Source organism: Shimwellia pseudoproteus, from assembly GCF_016415625.1.
GTDB lineage: Bacteria > Pseudomonadota > Gammaproteobacteria > Enterobacterales > Enterobacteriaceae > Shimwellia > Shimwellia pseudoproteus.
On sequence record NZ_WBXP01000007.1, the window covers coordinates 46,166 to 63,144 of the forward strand.

Genomic DNA, 16,979 nt, shown 5'->3' on the forward strand with positions numbered 1-16,979 from the left:
CGGATAGGGCACAGGCTGTGCATTATCAACGCGCTATGATTTAACTATTATCGCAAAACGTATTACGTCAAGCTGCCAGCCAGATCGATTTTTACTCATTTACCTGTTACGGGACATACTATGCAACGATGCGGTTGGGTCACTCAGGATCCGCTCTACCTTGATTACCACGACAACGAATGGGGGATCCCGGAGAAGCGCAGCCAGCGGCTCTTTGAAATGCTGTGTCTGGAAGGGCAACAAGCGGGGTTATCCTGGATAACCGTGCTTAAAAAACGCGACAATTATCGCCGTCTGTTCCATCAGTTTGATCCGGTTGCCGTGGCGGCGATGACCGACGACGATGTCGAGCGGCTCTGCCAGGATGCCAGTATTATTCGCCACCGGGGCAAGATTAACGCCATCATTGGTAATGCCCGGGCCTGGCTGGCAATGGAAGCCGCCGGGGAGCCGTTCAGCGACTTTATCTGGGGGTTTGTCGACCACCAGCCCCAGGATAATCAGCGGGCCAGCCTGGCAGAGATTCCGGCAGCCACCCCGGCTTCCGATGCGCTCTCTAAGGCGTTAAAAAAACGCGGCTTTAAATTTGTCGGTTCCACCATCTGCTATGCCTTTATGCAGGCCTGTGGTCTGGTGAATGATCACGTCACCGACTGCTTTTGCTACCATAAGGCGGAAAAATGATCCGCCGGTTTCACCCGGCGGAAATGGAAAGCCTGCTGGCCCTGTGGCTGGAGAGTACCACCCTCGCCCACCCGTTTATTGCCCCGTCCTACTGGCAAGAGAGCCTGGATATGGTGCGCAATATTTACCTGCCCCATGCCCGGACCTGGGTATCGGCCGGGCCGTCGGCCCTTGAGGGGTTTATCAGCGTGCTGGACCAGCAATTTGTCGGCGCGCTGTTTGTGGCCCCGGGCCAGACCGGCAAAGGCATTGGCCGCGCTCTGATGCAGCACGTCCAGCAGCGCTTCCCCCTGCTGAGCCTGGAAGTCTACCAGCGCAACCACCGGGCGGTGGCCTTCTACCGCGCCCGGGGCTTTCATATTGAAGACTGCGCCTGGCAGGAAGAGACCCGCCTGCCCACCTGGATCATGAGCTGGCAGGGGGCGTAAACGCCGTCAGCGGCAGCCCGGGGCCGTGATATTTCTCCATCCACACCAAGGCGGTATTACCGGCACACCCGTTGCCCAGCCGTGAGGTCGGAATGTCGAGGGTCAGCACATTGACCGCCCCCTGTTTACACAGCCCGCCGGCATCGGCCGCGATATCAGGCCAGGCCCCCTCGTGGATACAGATAACCCCGGGGCGGATCCCGTCACTGACCACCGCCCCGGCCAGCACCTGCCCGCGACGGTTCCATACCCGGACTTTATCCCCCGGGACAATACCGCGCCTGGCCGCATCATCCGGGTGTATGGTCACCGGCTCACAGCCATTCACCTGATACAGCGCCCGCAGGCGGCTATAATTGAGCTGCCCGTGCAGTCGGTGAGCCGGGTGGGCCGATAACAGCTGCAGTTGATCCGGCGCGCTGTTGCCCTGCCATTCATCCGGGGCCAGCCAGGTCGGGTGTGGAGGGCAGTCCGCCTCACCGAATCCGGCTATCTGCGCGCTGTAAATTTCAATTTTCCCGCTGGGGGTCTTCAGCGCATGGTTCTGCGGGTCCCGGCGGAAGTCCGCAAAGCGGACAAACTGGCGGTTTTGTGAGTCTTCCGGCATTTCGATCAGCTGGTTTGCCGCCCAGAACGTTGCAAAATCCGGCAGGCTCACCCCCCGGGCAGCCCCCCGCTGCTGCGCCACCTGATAAAAGCTGGCCAGCCAGGCCATTTCATCTTTGCCATCGGTAAAGCGCTGGCGGCCATCCTCACCCAGCCGGGCACTGAGATCGGCAAAAATATCAACGTCATTGCGCGCCTCAAACTGGGGCGCCACCACCTGCTTCATCGGGACCAGGTGCTGGTTGCTGTAGTCCCCGGTCATGGTCAGATCATTGCGTTCATAACTGGTGGTGGCCGGCAGCACGATATCCGCATGTTTGGCGGCGGGGGTCCAGTAGCATTCAGAGATAACCACCAGCTCCGGCTTCTGCCAGGCGCGGATCAGCCGGTGCGTATCCTGATGATGGGTGAAGTTATTGCCCCCGGCCCACCAGATAAACCGAATGTCGGGGAAGGTTTTATCCATCCCGTTGTGGCGGTAATGGCCGCCGGGGTTTTCCAGCGCCTCGACAATACGCGCCACCGGGATTTTATCCACCGCCTCACTGCCGCCTGGGAGGCTACTCTGCATCGACGATGGCACCGCCGCCCGGCGGGTGGGGTTGCCCCCGTTGGAAAAGTGGTACGAAAACCCAAACCCGCCCCCGGGCAGGCCAATCTGGCCCAGCATCGCCGCCAGGGTGACCATCATCCAGTGGCGCTGCTCGCCATATTGCTGGCGCTGCATCCCCCAGCCCCCCATCAATAAAGTGCGGTGCTGGCTAAACAGCGCCGCCAGCTGGCGGATCTGCGCCGCGCTGACCCCGCAAATCTCCGCCGCCCACTCGGCGTCCCTGGGCTGGCCGCCGTCTGCCCCGGTCAGGTAGGCGGCGAAACGCGGGTAGCCCTCCGTACAGCGGGCGAGGAAGTCGCGGTCCAGCCAGCCGTTGCACTCCAGGGTGTGGGCTATCCCCAGCATCAGCGCCACGTCGGTTCCCATATGCGGCGCGATCCACTGGGCGCCGTCGCCAAAGAAATCCACCGTCTCTGATCGCATCGGATCAATACAGAGAACCGTTTTGCCGCTGTCACGCAGGGCGGTAAAATAATTCAGCCCCTGTTCGTCGCTGGCATTCCAGGCAATTTTCAGCGTATTGAGCGGGTTAGCGCTCCACAGTACCACCACCTCACTGTGCTCCAGCACCACCGGCCAGCTGGTTTGCTGCTGGTAGACCTCATTCGAACCAAGCACATAGGGCATGATCACCTGTGCCGCCCCGGTAGAATAATCCCCCAGGTGGCCCACATATCCCCCGGCGAGGCTCATATAGCGCTGGAGTAAGGTGGACGATTTATGCAGCACCCCAATAGAGCGCCAGCCGTAGGATCCGGCAAAAATCGCCCCTGGCCCGTGGGCCTCACGGATCCGCCGGTGCTGTTGATCAATCAGATCCAGCGCCTGATCCCAACTGATACGGACATATTCATCCTTACCGCGCACGCCCTGGGGGGCATCCGGCGAGGCCAGAAACCCTTTACGGGCCATGGGGTAGCGTATCCGGGCCGGGCTGTGTACCTGGTCTGCGACCACGGTTTGCAGGCTGTTGGGGTGGGTGGTCGGCAATACGCCCCGGGACCCCAGCACCTGCTTACCGTCGGTTTCTACCGTTATCGGTCCCCAGTGTGCGGCGGTAAGTATTTGCCAGGTTGATGATGAAGTTGTCACGGCAGGCTCCTGATTCGCGGGGGGCTTGGTTCAGTTTTCTTTACAAATTTCAGAATTATTCGCGGAATTTTCAACATATTTACCAGTCATAATCAACCGCTAATGTGCCGCGGTAAAGCGGCAACAGAAAAGACCTGTAATTAGGGAAAATATGAACAGAAAAAGTATGCTTTTTATTGCCGCTGCGGTCAGCGGCGCCCTGGCCGTTTCCGGCTGTACCACCAACCCCTACACCGGCGAACGTGAGGCCGGGAAATCCGGCATTGGCGCGGGTATCGGCTCCTTAGTGGGGGCCGGCGTTGGCGCCCTCTCCTCGTCGAAAAAAGATCGCGGTAAAGGGGCACTGATTGGTGCCGCCGCCGGGGCTGCCCTCGGGGGCGGGGTTGGCTATTATATGGACGTTCAGGAAGCCAAACTGCGCGAGAAAATGCAGGGCACCGGCGTGAGTGTTACCCGCAGTGGCGATAACATCATCCTCAATATGCCCAATAACGTGACCTTCGACAGCAGCAGCGCCACCCTGAAACCGGCCGGTGCCAACACCCTGACCGGCGTGGCAATGGTACTGAAAGAGTACCCGAAAACCGCCGTGAATGTGGTGGGCTACACCGACAGCACCGGGGGCCAGGATCTGAATATGCGCCTGTCGCAACAGCGGGCCGATGCCGTGGCCAGCTCCCTGATTACTCAGGGCGTTACCGCTACCCGGATTCGCACCTCCGGAATGGGCCCGGCGAACCCGATAGCCAGCAACAGCACCGATGCAGGCAAAGCCCAGAACCGCCGGGTAGAGATAACCCTCAGCCCGTTACAGTAATTCCCGCCACACCCTGCCCCGCAGGGTGTGTTATTGCTTGATCCCCCTGATTTTCGCGTTAAGGTGTTCTCTTCGTTAGCGAGGGAAGCAGATATGGTGAAATCATCCAGGCCCACCATCAGTGATGTGGCTAAAGCAGCAAAAACCGGCAAAACCAGCGTATCCCGCTTTCTCAATGGTGAGCAGCACTTGCTGTCTGACGATCTGCGCCAGCGTATTGAGCAGGCCATCGCCCGGCTGGATTATCGCCCCAGCCAAATGGCCCGGGGCCTGAAACGCGGCCGCACCCGGCTTATCGGCCTGATTATTGCCGATATTACCAACCCCTATTCCGTTGATGTGCTGAGCGGTATTGAAGCCGCCTGCCGGGAGCAGGGCTTTACCCCGCTGGTGTGTAATACCAATAACGAAGTGAACCAGGAACAACACTACCTGGATCTGCTGCGCAGTTACCAGGTGGAGGGGATTGTGGTCAATGCGGTGGGGATGCGTGAAGACGCCCTCAATCGTCTGCAACAGTCCGCCCTGCCCATGGTACTGATCGACCGTAAAATCCCCGAGTTCGCCTGCGATGTGGTCGGGCTGGATAACGCCCAGGCGGCCACCACCGCCACGGAGCACCTGGTACAGCAAGGGTTTGAGGCGATTCTGTTTCTCAGTGAACCGCTGGGCACGGTGAACACCCGCCGGGAGCGCCAGGAAGCGTTCCGTCGCACCCTGAGCCGTTACCCCCATGTACGGGCGGAAAGCGCCGGGGTACCCCTGCACGACAGCGAAAGCCTCGATAACACCCTGCGCCAGTTTCACGCCAGCCACCGGGGGATGCGCAAAGCGATTATCTCCGCCAATGGCGCACTCACCTTGCAAGTGGCCCGCGCGCTGCGCCGCCTGGGGCTAAACTGGGGCAGCGATATCGGCCTGCTGGGTTTTGATGAGCTGGAATGGGCCGAGCTGGCCGGCGTGGGCATTACCACCCTGAAACAGCCCACCTGGCAAATGGGCTATGCCGCCCTTGAGCAGGTGGTGAGCCGGATTGAAGGCAACAACGATCCGGTGCGTGAGCAAAGCTTCTCCGGTGAGCTGATCGTCCGGGGGTCAACCGCCCGCTGAGGGCCGCCATTTATCCAGGCCAGCAATTGCCATCCCGTCGACATTTTCTGCTGAATAAATACAACAAGATGCAGATTTGATCGTGATAGTGATCATAGATTCATCACCTGCTGCTTTTTTATGGAACCGGTTCCATTTACTGTATTAGTTATGTTATTCAGATGTAATTAATACGGAGTACAGGATGAAACGGGAGATCGTAGTAGTAACATCTGCCTACGGTAATGATCGGGTGAAAGCCCTCGGGGGCCAGCGAACGCTGCTGCCGATTATTGCTGCTGCCGGGGCAAACGGCGTGGAGATCCGCCGGGAATTATGCAGCGCCGATGAGCTGGCCGACCTGACCATTCTGGGCAATGCCATTGCCGCATGCCGCCTGATGGCCTGTTACTCCGCCCCTGAAGCGTTATTTAACGATGACGGCCAGATTAACCCCCGGCTTCCGGCCCTGCTGGAAGAAGCCCGCCAGTTAAAAGCCTGCTGGCTGAAACTGTCCCTCGGCGCCTTCCCCGGCGGTGACGTGGTGCTCGCCCAGCTACAGGATTACCTGTCCCCCAGCACCATTCCGCTGGTGGTGGAAAATGACCAGACCCGCTACGGCCGCCTGGCACCGATGCAGCGTTTCCAGGCCGCCTGCCGGGTCAATGCCTTACCGGTCACCCTGACCTTTGATATGGGGAACTGGCTGTGGGTGGATGACTCACCGGAGCAGGCCGCCCGCCACCTGGCGCCATCAGTAAGCTATATTCATGTCAAAGCCGCCCGCCCTGATAACGGGCGTTTCCGGGCGGTCCCACCCGATACGCACGATTCGCAACGCTGGTCAGCCCTGCTGGCACAACTGCCGGATAACGTCCCCCGGGGTATTGAGTTCCCGCTGGAAGGTGAAGATCTGATTGCGGTAACCCGCCGCTATGTCAACGCGCTGCGTGAGGAATAAATTATGTCAAATACTCTGGATGTCATCACCATCGGCGAAGCCATGGCCATGTTTGTGGCGGCGGAAACCGGCGATCTGGCGGCGGCAGAACATTTTACCAAACGGGTTGCCGGTGCGGAGCTGAATGTCGCCACCGGGCTGGCCCGCCTTGGCCATCAGGTGTGCTGGATCAGCCGGGTGGGTGATGATTCCTTTGGCCGCTTTGTGATTAGCCAGCTGGAAAAAGAAGGCATTAATACCCGGGGGGTGACCATCGATAACCGTTACCCGACCGGCTTCCAGTTGAAATCTAAAGCAGAAAATGGAACCGATCCCATAGTGGAATATTTCCGCAAAGGGTCCGCCGCCAGCCACCTCTCCTGTGATGATTTTGACAGTGACTGCTTCGCCGCCGCCCGCCATTTACACGTCAGCGGCGTGGCCGCCGCGCTGTCCGCCAGCTCACTGGAACTGCTCCATTTCGCCACCCGCACCATGAAAGCCGCCGGTAAAACCATCTCTTTTGATCCTAACCTGCGCCCTTCCCTGTGGCCCAGTGAGCAGGAGATGGTGAGCCAGCTTAACAAACTGGCCTTCGAGGCGGACTGGGTGCTCCCGGGGTTACGGGAGGGGGCGATTCTCACCGGCCACCACAGCCCGGAGGCTATTGCCGATTTCTACCTCGATAAAGGAGTACAGATAGTGGTGATTAAAACCGGGCCCGATGGCGCCTGGTACAAAACCACCCAGGGCGATAAAGGCACCGTGGACCCGTTCTACGTCGAAAACGTGGTCGATACTGTCGGCGCCGGTGACGGGTTTGCTGTGGGCGTGATCAGCGCGCTGCTGGAAGGCAAACCGTTACCCCAGGCAGTGCGCCGGGGCAACAAAATTGGCTCCCTGGCCATCCAGGTTATCGGTGACAGCGAAGGGCTGCCAACCCGCAACGCCCTGGCAGAGATCGAATAAACCAGCAATTCACTGCCCGGGGCAACCCGAGCAAGGCCGTAGTGTAAATAGTCGCGACAGTTAATGCATCAGCCGCCCCCCTACACGCTGGCATGATGCTCAACCTCAACATAGAGGCAAGCCTATGAAAAGCCCAACTAATGCACCAAAACGCTGGCTGTACATCATGCCAATTATCTTTATCACCTACAGCCTGGCCTACCTGGATCGCGCCAACTTTAGCTTTGCTTCCGCTGCGGGGATCAATGACGACCTCGGGATCACTAAGGGGATCTCATCCCTGCTGGGGGCGCTGTTCTTCCTCGGCTATTTCTTCTTCCAGATCCCCGGGGCGCTGTATGCCGAACGCCGCAGCGTGCGTAAACTGATTTTTATCTGCCTGATCCTGTGGGGGGCCTGTGCCTCGTTAACCGGGATGGTCAGTAATATTCCGATGCTGGCGGCCATCCGCTTTATCCTCGGGGTGGTTGAGGCGGCGGTCATGCCCGCCATGCTGATTTATATCAGTAACTGGTTTACCCAGTCGGAGCGTTCCCGGGCCAACACCTTCCTGATCCTCGGTAACCCGGTCACCGTGCTGTGGATGTCGATTGTTTCCGGCTACCTGATTCAGGCGTTTGGCTGGCGGGAAATGTTTATTTTCGAAGGGATACCGGCCATCATCTGGGCCTTCTGCTGGTGGGTGCTGGTAAAAGATAAACCGTCACAGGCGACCTGGCTGGCCGAGAGCGAAAAAGCCGCCTTACAGGCGGAGCTGGAAAGAGAGCAGGCCGGTATCAAAGCGGTGCGTAACTATAGCGAAGCCTTCCGCTCCCGTAACGTTATCCTGTTGTGCATGCAATATTTTGCCTGGAGCATTGGGGTGTATGGCTTTGTGCTGTGGCTGCCGTCGATTATCCACAGCGGCAGCGCCAGCCTGAGTATGGTTGACGTCGGCTGGCTGAGTTCAGTGCCCTATCTGGCCGCCACCATTGCCATGATCGTGGTGTCCTGGGCATCGGACAAAATGCATAACCGTAAACTGTTTGTCTGGCCGCTGTTGCTGATTGGCGCCCTGGCGTTTATTGGCTCCTGGGCCGTGGGCCCCAACCATTTCTGGGTGTCTTACACCCTGCTGGTGATTGCCGGTGCCGCCATGTATGCCCCCTATGGCCCGTTCTTCGCCATCATCCCGGAGATGCTGCCGCGTAACGTTTCCGGTGGCGCCATGGCTTTGATTAACAGCATGGGCGCTTTGGGATCATTCTTTGGCTCCTGGTTCGTGGGTTACCTCAACGGCCTGACCGGCAGCCCGTCTTCCTCCTTCATTTTCATGGGGGTGGCATTGTTGGCCTCAGTATGGCTAACTTTAATTGTCAAACCGGCCAACCAGCAGGTTATGCCGGCCGGTGCCCAACACCAGGCGTGATCGCGCAGGCGGCTATGGCCGCCTGTTGTTTATTTTCTACTTACGGAGCCCGTCATGAAGCCGTCTGTCATTTTGTACAAAGCCCTGCCCGATGATCTGCTTGCCCGTTTAGAAGACCATTTTACGGTCACCCGCGTGAAAAACCTCAGCCCGGAGACCGTGGCACAACACGCAGAGGCGTTCGCACAGGCCGAAGGCTTACTGGGATCGAGCGAAAAAGTAGACCAGGCGCTGCTGGATAACATGCCCGCCCTGCGCGCCAGCTCGACAATTTCTGTTGGTTACGACAACTTCGATGTCGATGCCCTGTCGGCCCGCCATATCGCCCTGATGCACACCCCCACGGTGCTGACTGAAACCGTGGCCGACACCCTGATGGCGCTGGTACTGACCACCGCACGCCGGGTTGTGGAAGTGGCGGAGCGGGTTAAAAACGGCGAGTGGACCAAAAGTATCGGCCCGGACTGGTTCGGTAGCGATGTTCACCATAAAACCCTCGGTATTGTCGGCATGGGCCGCATCGGCCTGGCCCTGGCCCAGCGGGCGCATTTCGGCTTTGGTATGCCAATCCTCTACAACGCCCGCAGCCATCATCAGCAGGCAGAAGAGCGTTTCAACGCCCGCTATTGCGATCTGGACACCTTGCTGAAAGAGGCGGATTTTGTCTGTGTGGTGCTGCCGCTCACCGCAGAAACCCACCATCTGTTTAATGCCGACAAACTGGCGCTGATGAAGCCTTCCGCCATTCTGATTAACGCAGGCCGTGGCCCGGTAGTGGATGAAGCAGCGCTGATAGCCGCGCTCCAGGCCGGTAAAATCCGCGCGGCCGGTCTGGATGTCTTTGAACAGGAGCCGCTGCCGGTTGATTCACCGCTGCTGAAGATGCCCAATGTGGTGGCGCTGCCGCATATTGGCTCTGCCACCCACGAAACCCGCTATAACATGGCGGCCTGTGCGGTGGACAACCTGATTGATGCGCTGAATGGCAAAACGGATAACAACTGCGTGAATCCGCAGGCGGTGAACAAGTAGGGGAAAGAGACCGGGGCAGGGCTGCCCCGGTAGAACAAGGCTTATTGCAGGTCGGCTGATGCCGCGCTCCAGGCCTGGTTAAATGCCTGCTGCTGGGAGGCCAGCGGCCCAATCAGGCTGTTATACTGGCTGGCCTGCTGGGAGGTCGGGAACTGGATACCGTTAGCCACGAAGCCAACCTGAGTCCCCTGCTGCTGAATAAAATCACCCACCTGAACCAGTTGCGCGGTCAGCGTCTGGGCGGCCGGGATCAGCGGCTCCATTGCGGCGGCGGTATTGGTCACCACTTTCTGGTATACCTGATCGTAAACCGGTTTCAGATCGTCGTTCTGTTTCAGGGTCGCCCGGGCGCTATCCGCCTGCATTTTCGCGCTCTGGATCTGCTGGCTCAGTACCCCGAGGGAACCGTTAATCTGGGATAATGTTTCGCGCTGGGTCGCATAGTCCTGCGGCACGCGAATGTTATTCACGCTGTCGACCACCGGTTTGATCCCGGAATCCACCGCCTGGCTAACCTGCTGGGAATAGCCATAAAGAATGGCGTAATCAGAGACAAACGGACCAAACTGTTTACGCTGGTCGGAAGTCAGCGTCGGCAGATGTTCGCCACTCCGCATGACGGAATTCTGCAGGAAATCGATAAACGCTTTGCGCTGATCGCCTTCTTTATCAAAGCATCCACTTAAACTCACTACCATGACAATCGCTGCCAGAGATGCTAACCAGCGAGTGCAGGACTTACCTGTCGCCATCTTTTCTACTCCTGTTACCCAAAAAAGCGCAAATGTACTATCAACGGTGCTAAGAATAGTCCAACGCACCGCCACTGAATAGCCTCCCGGGGCGATGTACGGCAAAAAGAGTCTCCCGCCCCTCCCGCGATACCGCGGCCTGTGGGGGTTTCCTGCAAAATCTGGCCCGGCCCAGCGCCGATTTTTGGGATTCACCTTAGACATTATACGGGTAAATACCGTGCCGATACCTGCGGTGCATAGGCCGGTGTTGCATAAAAAAAGCCCACGCACAGCATGGGCTTTTTGGTAGCCGGGGTGGCGCGACACGCGGTTATTGCAGCAGCGAAATATCCGCCACTTGCAGGAACAGCTCGCGCAGTTTGCTCAGCAGCGTCAGGCGGTTAATACGCACGTCTTTATCGTCCGCATTAACCATCACCTGCTCGAAGAACGCATCCACCGGGGCGCGCAGCTGCGCCAGATCGATCAGCGCTTCCTGGTAACGGCCCGCCGCAAATAACGGCTGGAGCTTGTCACGCAGTACGACCAGATCGGTGGCCAGCTTGATTTCTGCCGGTTCAGCCAACAGCGACGGGTGTACCGCATCATTCAGGGCGCCTTCAGACTTGGCCAGAATGTTGGACACGCGCTTGTTCGCCGCCGCCAGTGCCGCCGCCTCTTCCAGGGTACGGAAGTGGCTGACCGCTTTCACGCGGGCATCGAAGTCTGCCGGTTTGGTCGGACGGCGCGCCAGCACCGCCTGGATAGTATCCACCGCGTGGCCTTCTTCCTGGTACCAGCTACGGAAACGGCCCAGCATAAAGTCCACCACATCATCGACCACATTCACGTTGGTCAGCTTATCGCCATACAGGCGAACCGCTTCTTCGGTGAGGGTTTGCAGATCCAGCGGCAAGTTCTTCTCAACAATAATCCGCAGCGCGCCCAGCGCAGCACGGCGCAGCGCAAACGGGTCTTTGTCGCCTTTCGGGTGCTGACCAATACCGAAAATACCCGCCAGGGTATCCATCTTGTCAGCAATGGCCACCGCACACGCTACCAGGCTTGAAGGCAGCGCATCACCGGCAAAGCGCGGCATGTACTGCTCATTCAGCGCCACGGCCACATCTTCGGCTTCGCCGTCGTGGCGGGCATAGTGCATCCCCATCACGCCCTGGGTGTCGGTAAATTCAAACACCATGTTGGTCATCAGGTCGCATTTGGACAGCAGGCCCGCGCGGGTAGCGTGGTTAACATCGGCACCAATCTGACGGGCAATCCAGCCAGACAGCGCTTCAATACGGTCAGCCTTGTCGCGCAGGGTGCCCAGCTGTTTCTGGAACAGTACGGTCTCAAGGCGCGGCAGGTTATCTTCAAGGCGTTTTTTGCGGTCGGTATTGAAGAAGAATTCGGCATCCGCCAGACGCGGGCGCACCACTTTTTCATTACCGGAAATGATCTGCTGCGGATCTTTGGACTCAATATTGGCCACAAAGATAAAGTTAGGCAGCAATGTGCCATCGGCGGCGTACACCGGGAAGTATTTCTGGTCACCTTTCATGGTGTATACCAGGGCTTCCGCCGGTACCGAGAGGAATTTCTCTTCGAACTTCGCTGTCAGCACCACCGGCCATTCCACCAGGGAAGTGACCTCTTCCAGCAGGCTGTCGCTCAGATCGGCGTTACCGCCAATGTCGCGGGCGGCCGCTTCGGCGTCGGCTTTAATTTTGGCCTTACGATCCGCGTAATTCGCCATCACTTTACCGCGCTCCAGCAGGATCTGCGGATATTGTTCGGCATGGTCAATGGTGAATTCCGGCTCACCCATAAAGCGGTGGCCGCGGATCACCCGGTCAGACTGAATCCCCAGAATGGTGGCCGGGATAACCTGGTCACCCAGCAGCAGCGTGACAGTATGTACCGGACGCACGAAGTGCTCGTCAGAATCACCCCAGCGCATCAGTTTCGGGATAGGCAATTTCGCCAGGGATGTCGCCACCATATTCGGCAGCAGCGCCAGCGCGCTTTCGCCCTTCACATGGGCACGATACAGCAGCCATTCGCCTTTATCGGTCACCAGGCGCTCGGCCTGATCGACGCTGATACCGCAACCCCGGGCCCAGCCCTCTGCGGCTTTACTCGGTTTGCCTTCGGCATCAAATGCCTGGGCAATGGCCGGGCCGCGTTTTTCAACTTCGCGATCCGGCTGGGCGGCGGCCATGTTGGCCACTTTCAGCGCCAGACGACGCGGTGCAGCAAACCACTCAACCTGACCGTGGGACAGGCCCGCGTTATCCAGTTCAGCGGTGAAATTGGCAGCAAAGGATTCCGCCAGGCTGCGCAGGGCTTTCGGTGGCAGCTCTTCAGTGCCGATTTCCACCAGAAACGTATTCTCAGACATGGCGACCTCTTACTTATTATCTGACTTATGACACATCGGGAAGCCCATAGCCTCACGGGAAGCGTAGTACGCTTCCGCAACCGCTTTGGTCAGCGTACGGATCCGCAGAATGTAGCGCTGACGCTCAGTCACAGAGATGGCTTTACGGGCATCCAGCAGGTTAAAGCTGTGTGCCGCTTTCAGAATACGTTCATAGGCCGGTAACGGCAGCGGTTTTTCCAGCGCCAGCAGTTGCTGCGCTTCTTTCTCGTACTGCTCGAAGCAGGTGAACAGGAAATCCACGTCGGCATATTCGAAGTTATAGGTAGACTGCTCAACTTCGTTCTGATGGAACACATCCCCGTAGGTGGTTTTACCCAGCGGGCCGTCGCTCCATACCAGGTCGTAAACGCTGTCAACGCCCTGAATATACATGGCCAGGCGTTCCAGGCCGTAAGTGATCTCACCCGTTACTGGTTTACACTCCAGGCCGCCCACTTGCTGGAAATAGGTAAACTGGGTGACTTCCATCCCGTTGAGCCACACTTCCCAGCCCAGGCCCCATGCGCCGAGGGTCGGGTTTTCCCAGTTGTCTTCCACGAAACGGATATCGTGAACGGTTGGGTCCAGCCCCAGCGCTTTCAGAGAACCGAGATACAGCTCCTGAATGTTGTCCGGTGACGGCTTAATGATCACCTGGAACTGGTAGTAGTGCTGTAAGCGGTTCGGGTTTTCGCCGTAGCGACCATCGGTAGGACGGCGTGAAGGCTGCACATACGCGGCGGCAATTGGCTCCGGGCCAAGCGCGCGCAGGCAGGTCATCGGGTGTGAGGTGCCGGCGCCAACTTCCATGTCCAAAGGTTGAACAATGGTGCAGCCCTGGCGAGCCCAGTAATCCTGTAAGGTCAGGATCAGGCCCTGAAAGGTCCTGGTATCAAACTTTTGCATATTCTTTCGCACGCGATACGGGTGGTTTTATGAGGAAGCGACCAGTATATACTCAAAAGCAGTCAAGTTGCATCACGGGCGGCGGGTTGACTCCCGGCCACCTCAGGACGCGCCTGGCACGCCAGCGACGTTTCGGCCCCCGAGTTGTCCGGGGCCAGCGTGGCGACAGTATAACGTTGAATACCCGGGAAACCGCGAGAAATTGGCAGGAAGTATGCTTTCGTCGGGAACGGTCAGCGCATCGACAGATGTAAAAACTGCCCGGCATCATCAAATGAACAGGTGAAATTCTCCTGGCGGGCGGTATTACCGCTGATTTCATAACTGCCCTGGAAGCGCTCCAGTTGATTGATGGTTAATTGTTGGGCGCGGGTGTTATAACGCAGCGACGCGGCATCACGGCATGATTGCTCCATATCGAACTGGCGAACCGGGGTAGTATGCGCGTGCTGGGCATACTGCTGGTGCTCTTCGGAATGGCTGCACCCCGTGAGCCCCCATGCGGTGATGACCAGCGCGGTCAGCCAGCGTTTTTTATCCATCATCTTTCGCCACCGTCGTCGTAAAAAAGTGCTTATTTTTTAGTGGCCAATAGTGTGGCCCATTCTGCAGCGACCTGCACTTTTACACTCAGGTCTGCGGGTAAAACTCAGACTTTACCTATCTGCATGGCTGAGATTCAGCCGCCACACTGTGCTATTGGACTGAGTTCGCACTGAGGGGTTCATGCAGGAAAAAATAAACTGGATAGATAATTTGCGCGGCATCGCCTGCCTGATGGTGGTGATGATCCACACCACCACCTGGGTGCTCACCACCCGGCCACCGCTTCCGCCATCGATCCCCTGGGATATCGCCAACCTGCTGAATGCGGCCTCACGGGTTAGCGTCCCGCTGTTTTTTATGATCTCGGGCTACCTGTTCTTTGGCGAGCGTAGCGCAGGTCGCCGCCATTTTCTGCGGGTTGGCGCATGCTTACTGTTTTATAGTCTGATTGCATTAGCCTATATCACGCTGTTTACCCGGATAAACCCCCACGCGTCGCTGCACTACCTGCTGCAAAAACCGGTGTTCTACCATCTGTGGTTCTTCTTTGCGCTGCTGGTGATTTACCTCGCCTCTCCGCTGATTAAGGTTAAATCGTGTCCGCCGCTCACGCTGTTGGGCATTGTGCTGATGCTGGGGATTATCGCTAACCCCAACACCCCGGCGCTGGTGATCCACGGGATGAAAATCCTGCCGGTCAATCTCTATATCACTGGCGACACGTTCTATTACCTGCTGTACGGCATTCTGGGCCGGGCGCTGGGTACCCTGGACATTGCCCGGTCGGGATGGCTGGCGCTGTACGGCTTCGCACTTTGTACCGTGGCCATTGCCCTCGGTACCCGCCACGAATTGCACTGGCGCGGGGGGTTTGCGGACACCTTTTATCTCTATTGCGGGCCGCTGGTCTTTATTGCCGCCCTGTGTCTGATGGTGGGCGTAAAAGCGCGGCTTAATACCCGCTCAGTGCCGCTGCTGGGGCTGATTTCACGCCATTCACTGGGGATTTACGGCTTTCATGCGCTGATTATTCACGCCCTGCGTAACCATCATCTGGCCGTCACCCGCTGGCCGCTGCTGGATATTGTCTGGGTGTATGGGGTGGCGCTGGGGGGCAGTTTACTGCTGTCGATGGGCCTGCAACGTCTGGATAAACGCCGGCTGGTAAGTTAACTACGCGCAGCAAAACCGCCGTTTGAGGCGGTTTTGCTGCGCTGTTTACCATCCCGGGAATCAGACCATCAGCGGCGCCAGTTGCTGATACAAACGGCTAAAGGTGGCGCGCTTGTCCTGATAGCGGGCAAAACGCGCGCTGTCCGGGCGGTGCTGCTGCTCAAGGGGCAGCGGCGGTAACAGCGCCCCCAGGCTTACCCCCGGATTGATGGCGATTTGCGCCAGCCGGGCCGCCCCCAGGGCCGGTCCCACCTCCCCGCCGGTGCGGTAATCGAGGATCTGGCCACTAATGTCCGCCAGCATTTGGCGCCAGTACCCGCTGCGCGCGCCGCCGCCAATCAGCGTAATACCCCGGGGCTGAATACCGCAGCGGTGCACAATATCCATCCCTTGCGCCAGACCATAGCCCACCCCCTCCAGCACGGCCCGGGCCAGCTCGGCGGGGCCGTGTTGATGGGTTAAACCAAAAAATACCCCCCTGGCCGCCGGGTTGTTATGCGGGGTACGCTCCCCGGACAAATACGGCAAAAACCACAGATCCCCGGCGCTGTCGCTGGCCTGCTCAGCGGCGGCCAGCAACGCGGGCACACCGGCCATCCCGGTCAGGCGGGCGGCCCAGTCGAGGCAAGAGGCCGCACTCAGCATCACCGACATCAAGTGCCAGCGTGCGGGTAGCGCATGGCAGAAACTGTGTACCGCGCTTTCCGGGTTACTCAGGAAACCGTCGCTCACCGCGAAATAGACCCCGGACGTGCCCAGCGAGAGCATCGCCTGCCCGGCATCCACCATCCCCACCCCCACAGCCCCGGCGGCGTTATCCCCGCCCCCGGCCACCACCGGCACCACTGGCATCTGCCAGCGGCGGGCAATCTCAGGCAGCAGCTCGCCGGTCACCTCACAGCCTTCATACAGAGCTGGCATCTGATCCCGGGTCAAGTGGCAGGCCGCCAGCAGCGTGTCGCTCCAGTCCCGGCGGGCAACATCCAGCCACAGGGTACCGGCAGCGTCCGACATATCGCTGGCGTAATCCCCGGTCATCCGCAGCCGTAAATAATCTTTGGGCAGCAGCACTTTCGCCACCTGGCGGAAAACCGCCGGCTCATGGCGCGCCACCCACAGCAGTTTGGGGGCGGTAAACCCCGGCATCATCAGGTTGCCGGTTTGCTGGCGGGAGTCCGCGACCTGCTGCTCCAGCAGGCGGCACTCTTCGGCACAGCGGCCATCATTCCATAAAATGGCCGGGCGCAGCACCCGCTGCTGGCTGTCGAGCAATGTCGCGCCGTGCATCTGCCCGGACAGGCCAATGGCCGTGACCTGGCGCAGTGAATGGCTGGCCGCCAGGGCCTGCATCGCGCTATCCGTTGCCTGCCACCACTGATGGGGGTCCTGCTCAGACCACAGCGGATGCGGGCGAGAGACAGCCAGCGGCGCAGAACAGGACGCCAGTACCTCCCCTTGTTCCCCCAGCAAAATCACTTTGACCCCGGAGGTTCCCAGATCGATCCCGATATACATCGCGT

Annotated in this window: 15 protein-coding genes; 9 read left to right on the top strand and 6 right to left on the bottom strand. The window is 58.9% G+C overall.

The features are described from left to right. Window positions 1-120 precede the first annotated feature (120 nt). Both tag and F9C28_RS04905 read left to right on the top strand, forming a co-directional pair. Entirely contained in the window at window positions 121-684 is a 564-nt protein-coding gene (tag, locus tag F9C28_RS04900) for a DNA-3-methyladenine glycosylase I (RefSeq protein ID WP_199014118.1), read from the top strand. Then, a complete protein-coding gene (locus F9C28_RS04905) occupies window positions 681-1,112 on the top strand; it encodes an N-acetyltransferase (protein WP_199014119.1) in 432 nt (143 codons plus the stop codon). Before tag ends, F9C28_RS04905 begins: the two co-directional genes overlap by 4 nt. On the opposite strand, the gene F9C28_RS04910 is transcribed toward F9C28_RS04905, so the two are convergent. Continuing rightward, entirely contained in the window at window positions 1,090-3,423 is a 2,334-nt protein-coding gene (locus F9C28_RS04910) for a molybdopterin guanine dinucleotide-containing S/N-oxide reductase (protein WP_199014120.1), read from the bottom strand. The two genes, F9C28_RS04905 and F9C28_RS04910, sit on opposite strands and share 23 nt — an antisense overlap. A 151-nt stretch (window positions 3,424-3,574) precedes the next feature. Between F9C28_RS04910 and F9C28_RS04915 the strand changes: the two genes are divergently transcribed. The 6 genes from F9C28_RS04915 (at window position 3,575) to ghrB (ending at window position 9,678) form a co-directional block, all read left to right on the top strand. Then, the gene (locus F9C28_RS04915; protein WP_199014121.1) at window positions 3,575-4,240 is read left to right on the top strand and encodes an OmpA family lipoprotein; all 666 of its coding nucleotides are present in this window, start codon (window positions 3,575-3,577) and stop codon (window positions 4,238-4,240) included. A gap of 93 nt (window positions 4,241-4,333) precedes the next feature. Continuing rightward, window positions 4,334-5,350 (top strand): LacI family DNA-binding transcriptional regulator, encoded by a 1,017-nt coding sequence (locus F9C28_RS04920; RefSeq protein WP_199014122.1) that lies wholly within the window; start codon window positions 4,334-4,336, stop codon window positions 5,348-5,350. Window positions 5,351-5,534: 184 nt separating this feature from the next. Further along, complete coding sequence (locus F9C28_RS04925) at window positions 5,535-6,290, top strand: sugar phosphate isomerase/epimerase family protein (RefSeq protein WP_199014123.1); 756 nt, start codon at window positions 5,535-5,537, stop codon at window positions 6,288-6,290. 3 nt (window positions 6,291-6,293) lie between these two features. Then, a complete protein-coding gene (locus tag F9C28_RS04930) occupies window positions 6,294-7,238 on the top strand; it encodes a sugar kinase (protein WP_199014124.1) in 945 nt (314 codons plus the stop codon). Window positions 7,239-7,362: 124 nt separating this feature from the next. Next, window positions 7,363-8,646 (top strand): MFS transporter, encoded by a 1,284-nt coding sequence (locus F9C28_RS04935; RefSeq protein ID WP_199014125.1) that lies wholly within the window; start codon window positions 7,363-7,365, stop codon window positions 8,644-8,646. A 54-nt stretch (window positions 8,647-8,700) separates the two neighbouring features. Then, window positions 8,701-9,678: a glyoxylate/hydroxypyruvate reductase GhrB gene (ghrB, locus tag F9C28_RS04940; protein WP_199014126.1), complete on the top strand. Its 978-nt coding sequence runs from the start codon at window positions 8,701-8,703 to the stop codon at window positions 9,676-9,678. A 41-nt stretch (window positions 9,679-9,719) separates the two neighbouring features. On the opposite strand, the gene F9C28_RS04945 is transcribed toward ghrB, so the two are convergent. From F9C28_RS04945 to F9C28_RS04960, 4 genes are all read right to left on the bottom strand, one after another. Continuing rightward, window positions 9,720-10,430: a DUF3053 domain-containing protein gene (locus tag F9C28_RS04945; RefSeq protein ID WP_199014127.1), complete on the bottom strand. Its 711-nt coding sequence runs from the start codon at window positions 10,428-10,430 to the stop codon at window positions 9,720-9,722. Window positions 10,431-10,743: 313 nt separating this feature from the next. Then, window positions 10,744-12,813 carry a glycine--tRNA ligase subunit beta gene (gene glyS / locus F9C28_RS04950; protein ID WP_199014128.1) on the bottom strand — a complete coding sequence of 690 codons (2,070 nt, stop codon included), beginning with the start codon at window positions 12,811-12,813 and terminating at the stop codon, window positions 10,744-10,746. Window positions 12,814-12,822: 9 nt separating this feature from the next. Next, the gene (gene glyQ / locus F9C28_RS04955) at window positions 12,823-13,740 is read right to left on the bottom strand and encodes a glycine--tRNA ligase subunit alpha (protein ID WP_199014129.1); all 918 of its coding nucleotides are present in this window, start codon (window positions 13,738-13,740) and stop codon (window positions 12,823-12,825) included. A 233-nt stretch (window positions 13,741-13,973) separates the two neighbouring features. Beyond that, entirely contained in the window at window positions 13,974-14,282 is a 309-nt protein-coding gene (locus tag F9C28_RS04960) for a YsaB family lipoprotein (RefSeq protein WP_199014184.1), read from the bottom strand. Window positions 14,283-14,466: 184 nt separating this feature from the next. On the opposite strand from F9C28_RS04960, the gene F9C28_RS04965 reads away from it, so the two are divergent. Next, window positions 14,467-15,459 (top strand): acyltransferase, encoded by a 993-nt coding sequence (locus F9C28_RS04965; protein WP_199014130.1) that lies wholly within the window; start codon window positions 14,467-14,469, stop codon window positions 15,457-15,459. Window positions 15,460-15,519: 60 nt separating this feature from the next. On the opposite strand, the gene xylB is transcribed toward F9C28_RS04965, so the two are convergent. Next, window positions 15,520-16,974, bottom strand: coding sequence for a xylulokinase (xylB, locus tag F9C28_RS04970; protein WP_199014131.1), 1,455 nt, complete (start codon window positions 16,972-16,974; stop codon window positions 15,520-15,522). Window positions 16,975-16,979 lie beyond the last annotated feature (5 nt).

Coding starts and splice junctions, on each gene's coding strand:
- tag (WP_199014118.1), top strand. CDS start 121: ATGCAACGATGCGGTTGGGTCACTCAGGATCCGCTCTACCTTGATTAC.
- F9C28_RS04905 (WP_199014119.1), top strand. CDS start 681: ATGATCCGCCGGTTTCACCCGGCGGAAATGGAAAGCCTGCTGGCCCTG.
- F9C28_RS04915 (WP_199014121.1), top strand. CDS start 3,575: ATGAACAGAAAAAGTATGCTTTTTATTGCCGCTGCGGTCAGCGGCGCC.
- F9C28_RS04920 (WP_199014122.1), top strand. CDS start 4,334: ATGGTGAAATCATCCAGGCCCACCATCAGTGATGTGGCTAAAGCAGCA.
- F9C28_RS04925 (WP_199014123.1), top strand. CDS start 5,535: ATGAAACGGGAGATCGTAGTAGTAACATCTGCCTACGGTAATGATCGG.
- F9C28_RS04930 (WP_199014124.1), top strand. CDS start 6,294: ATGTCAAATACTCTGGATGTCATCACCATCGGCGAAGCCATGGCCATG.
- F9C28_RS04935 (WP_199014125.1), top strand. CDS start 7,363: ATGAAAAGCCCAACTAATGCACCAAAACGCTGGCTGTACATCATGCCA.
- ghrB (WP_199014126.1), top strand. CDS start 8,701: ATGAAGCCGTCTGTCATTTTGTACAAAGCCCTGCCCGATGATCTGCTT.
- F9C28_RS04945 (WP_199014127.1), bottom strand. CDS start 10,430: ATGGCGACAGGTAAGTCCTGCACTCGCTGGTTAGCATCTCTGGCAGCG.
- glyS (WP_199014128.1), bottom strand. CDS start 12,813: ATGTCTGAGAATACGTTTCTGGTGGAAATCGGCACTGAAGAGCTGCCA.
- glyQ (WP_199014129.1), bottom strand. CDS start 13,740: ATGCAAAAGTTTGATACCAGGACCTTTCAGGGCCTGATCCTGACCTTA.
- F9C28_RS04960 (WP_199014184.1), bottom strand. CDS start 14,282: ATGGATAAAAAACGCTGGCTGACCGCGCTGGTCATCACCGCATGGGGG.
- F9C28_RS04965 (WP_199014130.1), top strand. CDS start 14,467: ATGCAGGAAAAAATAAACTGGATAGATAATTTGCGCGGCATCGCCTGC.
- xylB (WP_199014131.1), bottom strand. CDS start 16,974: ATGTATATCGGGATCGATCTGGGAACCTCCGGGGTCAAAGTGATTTTG.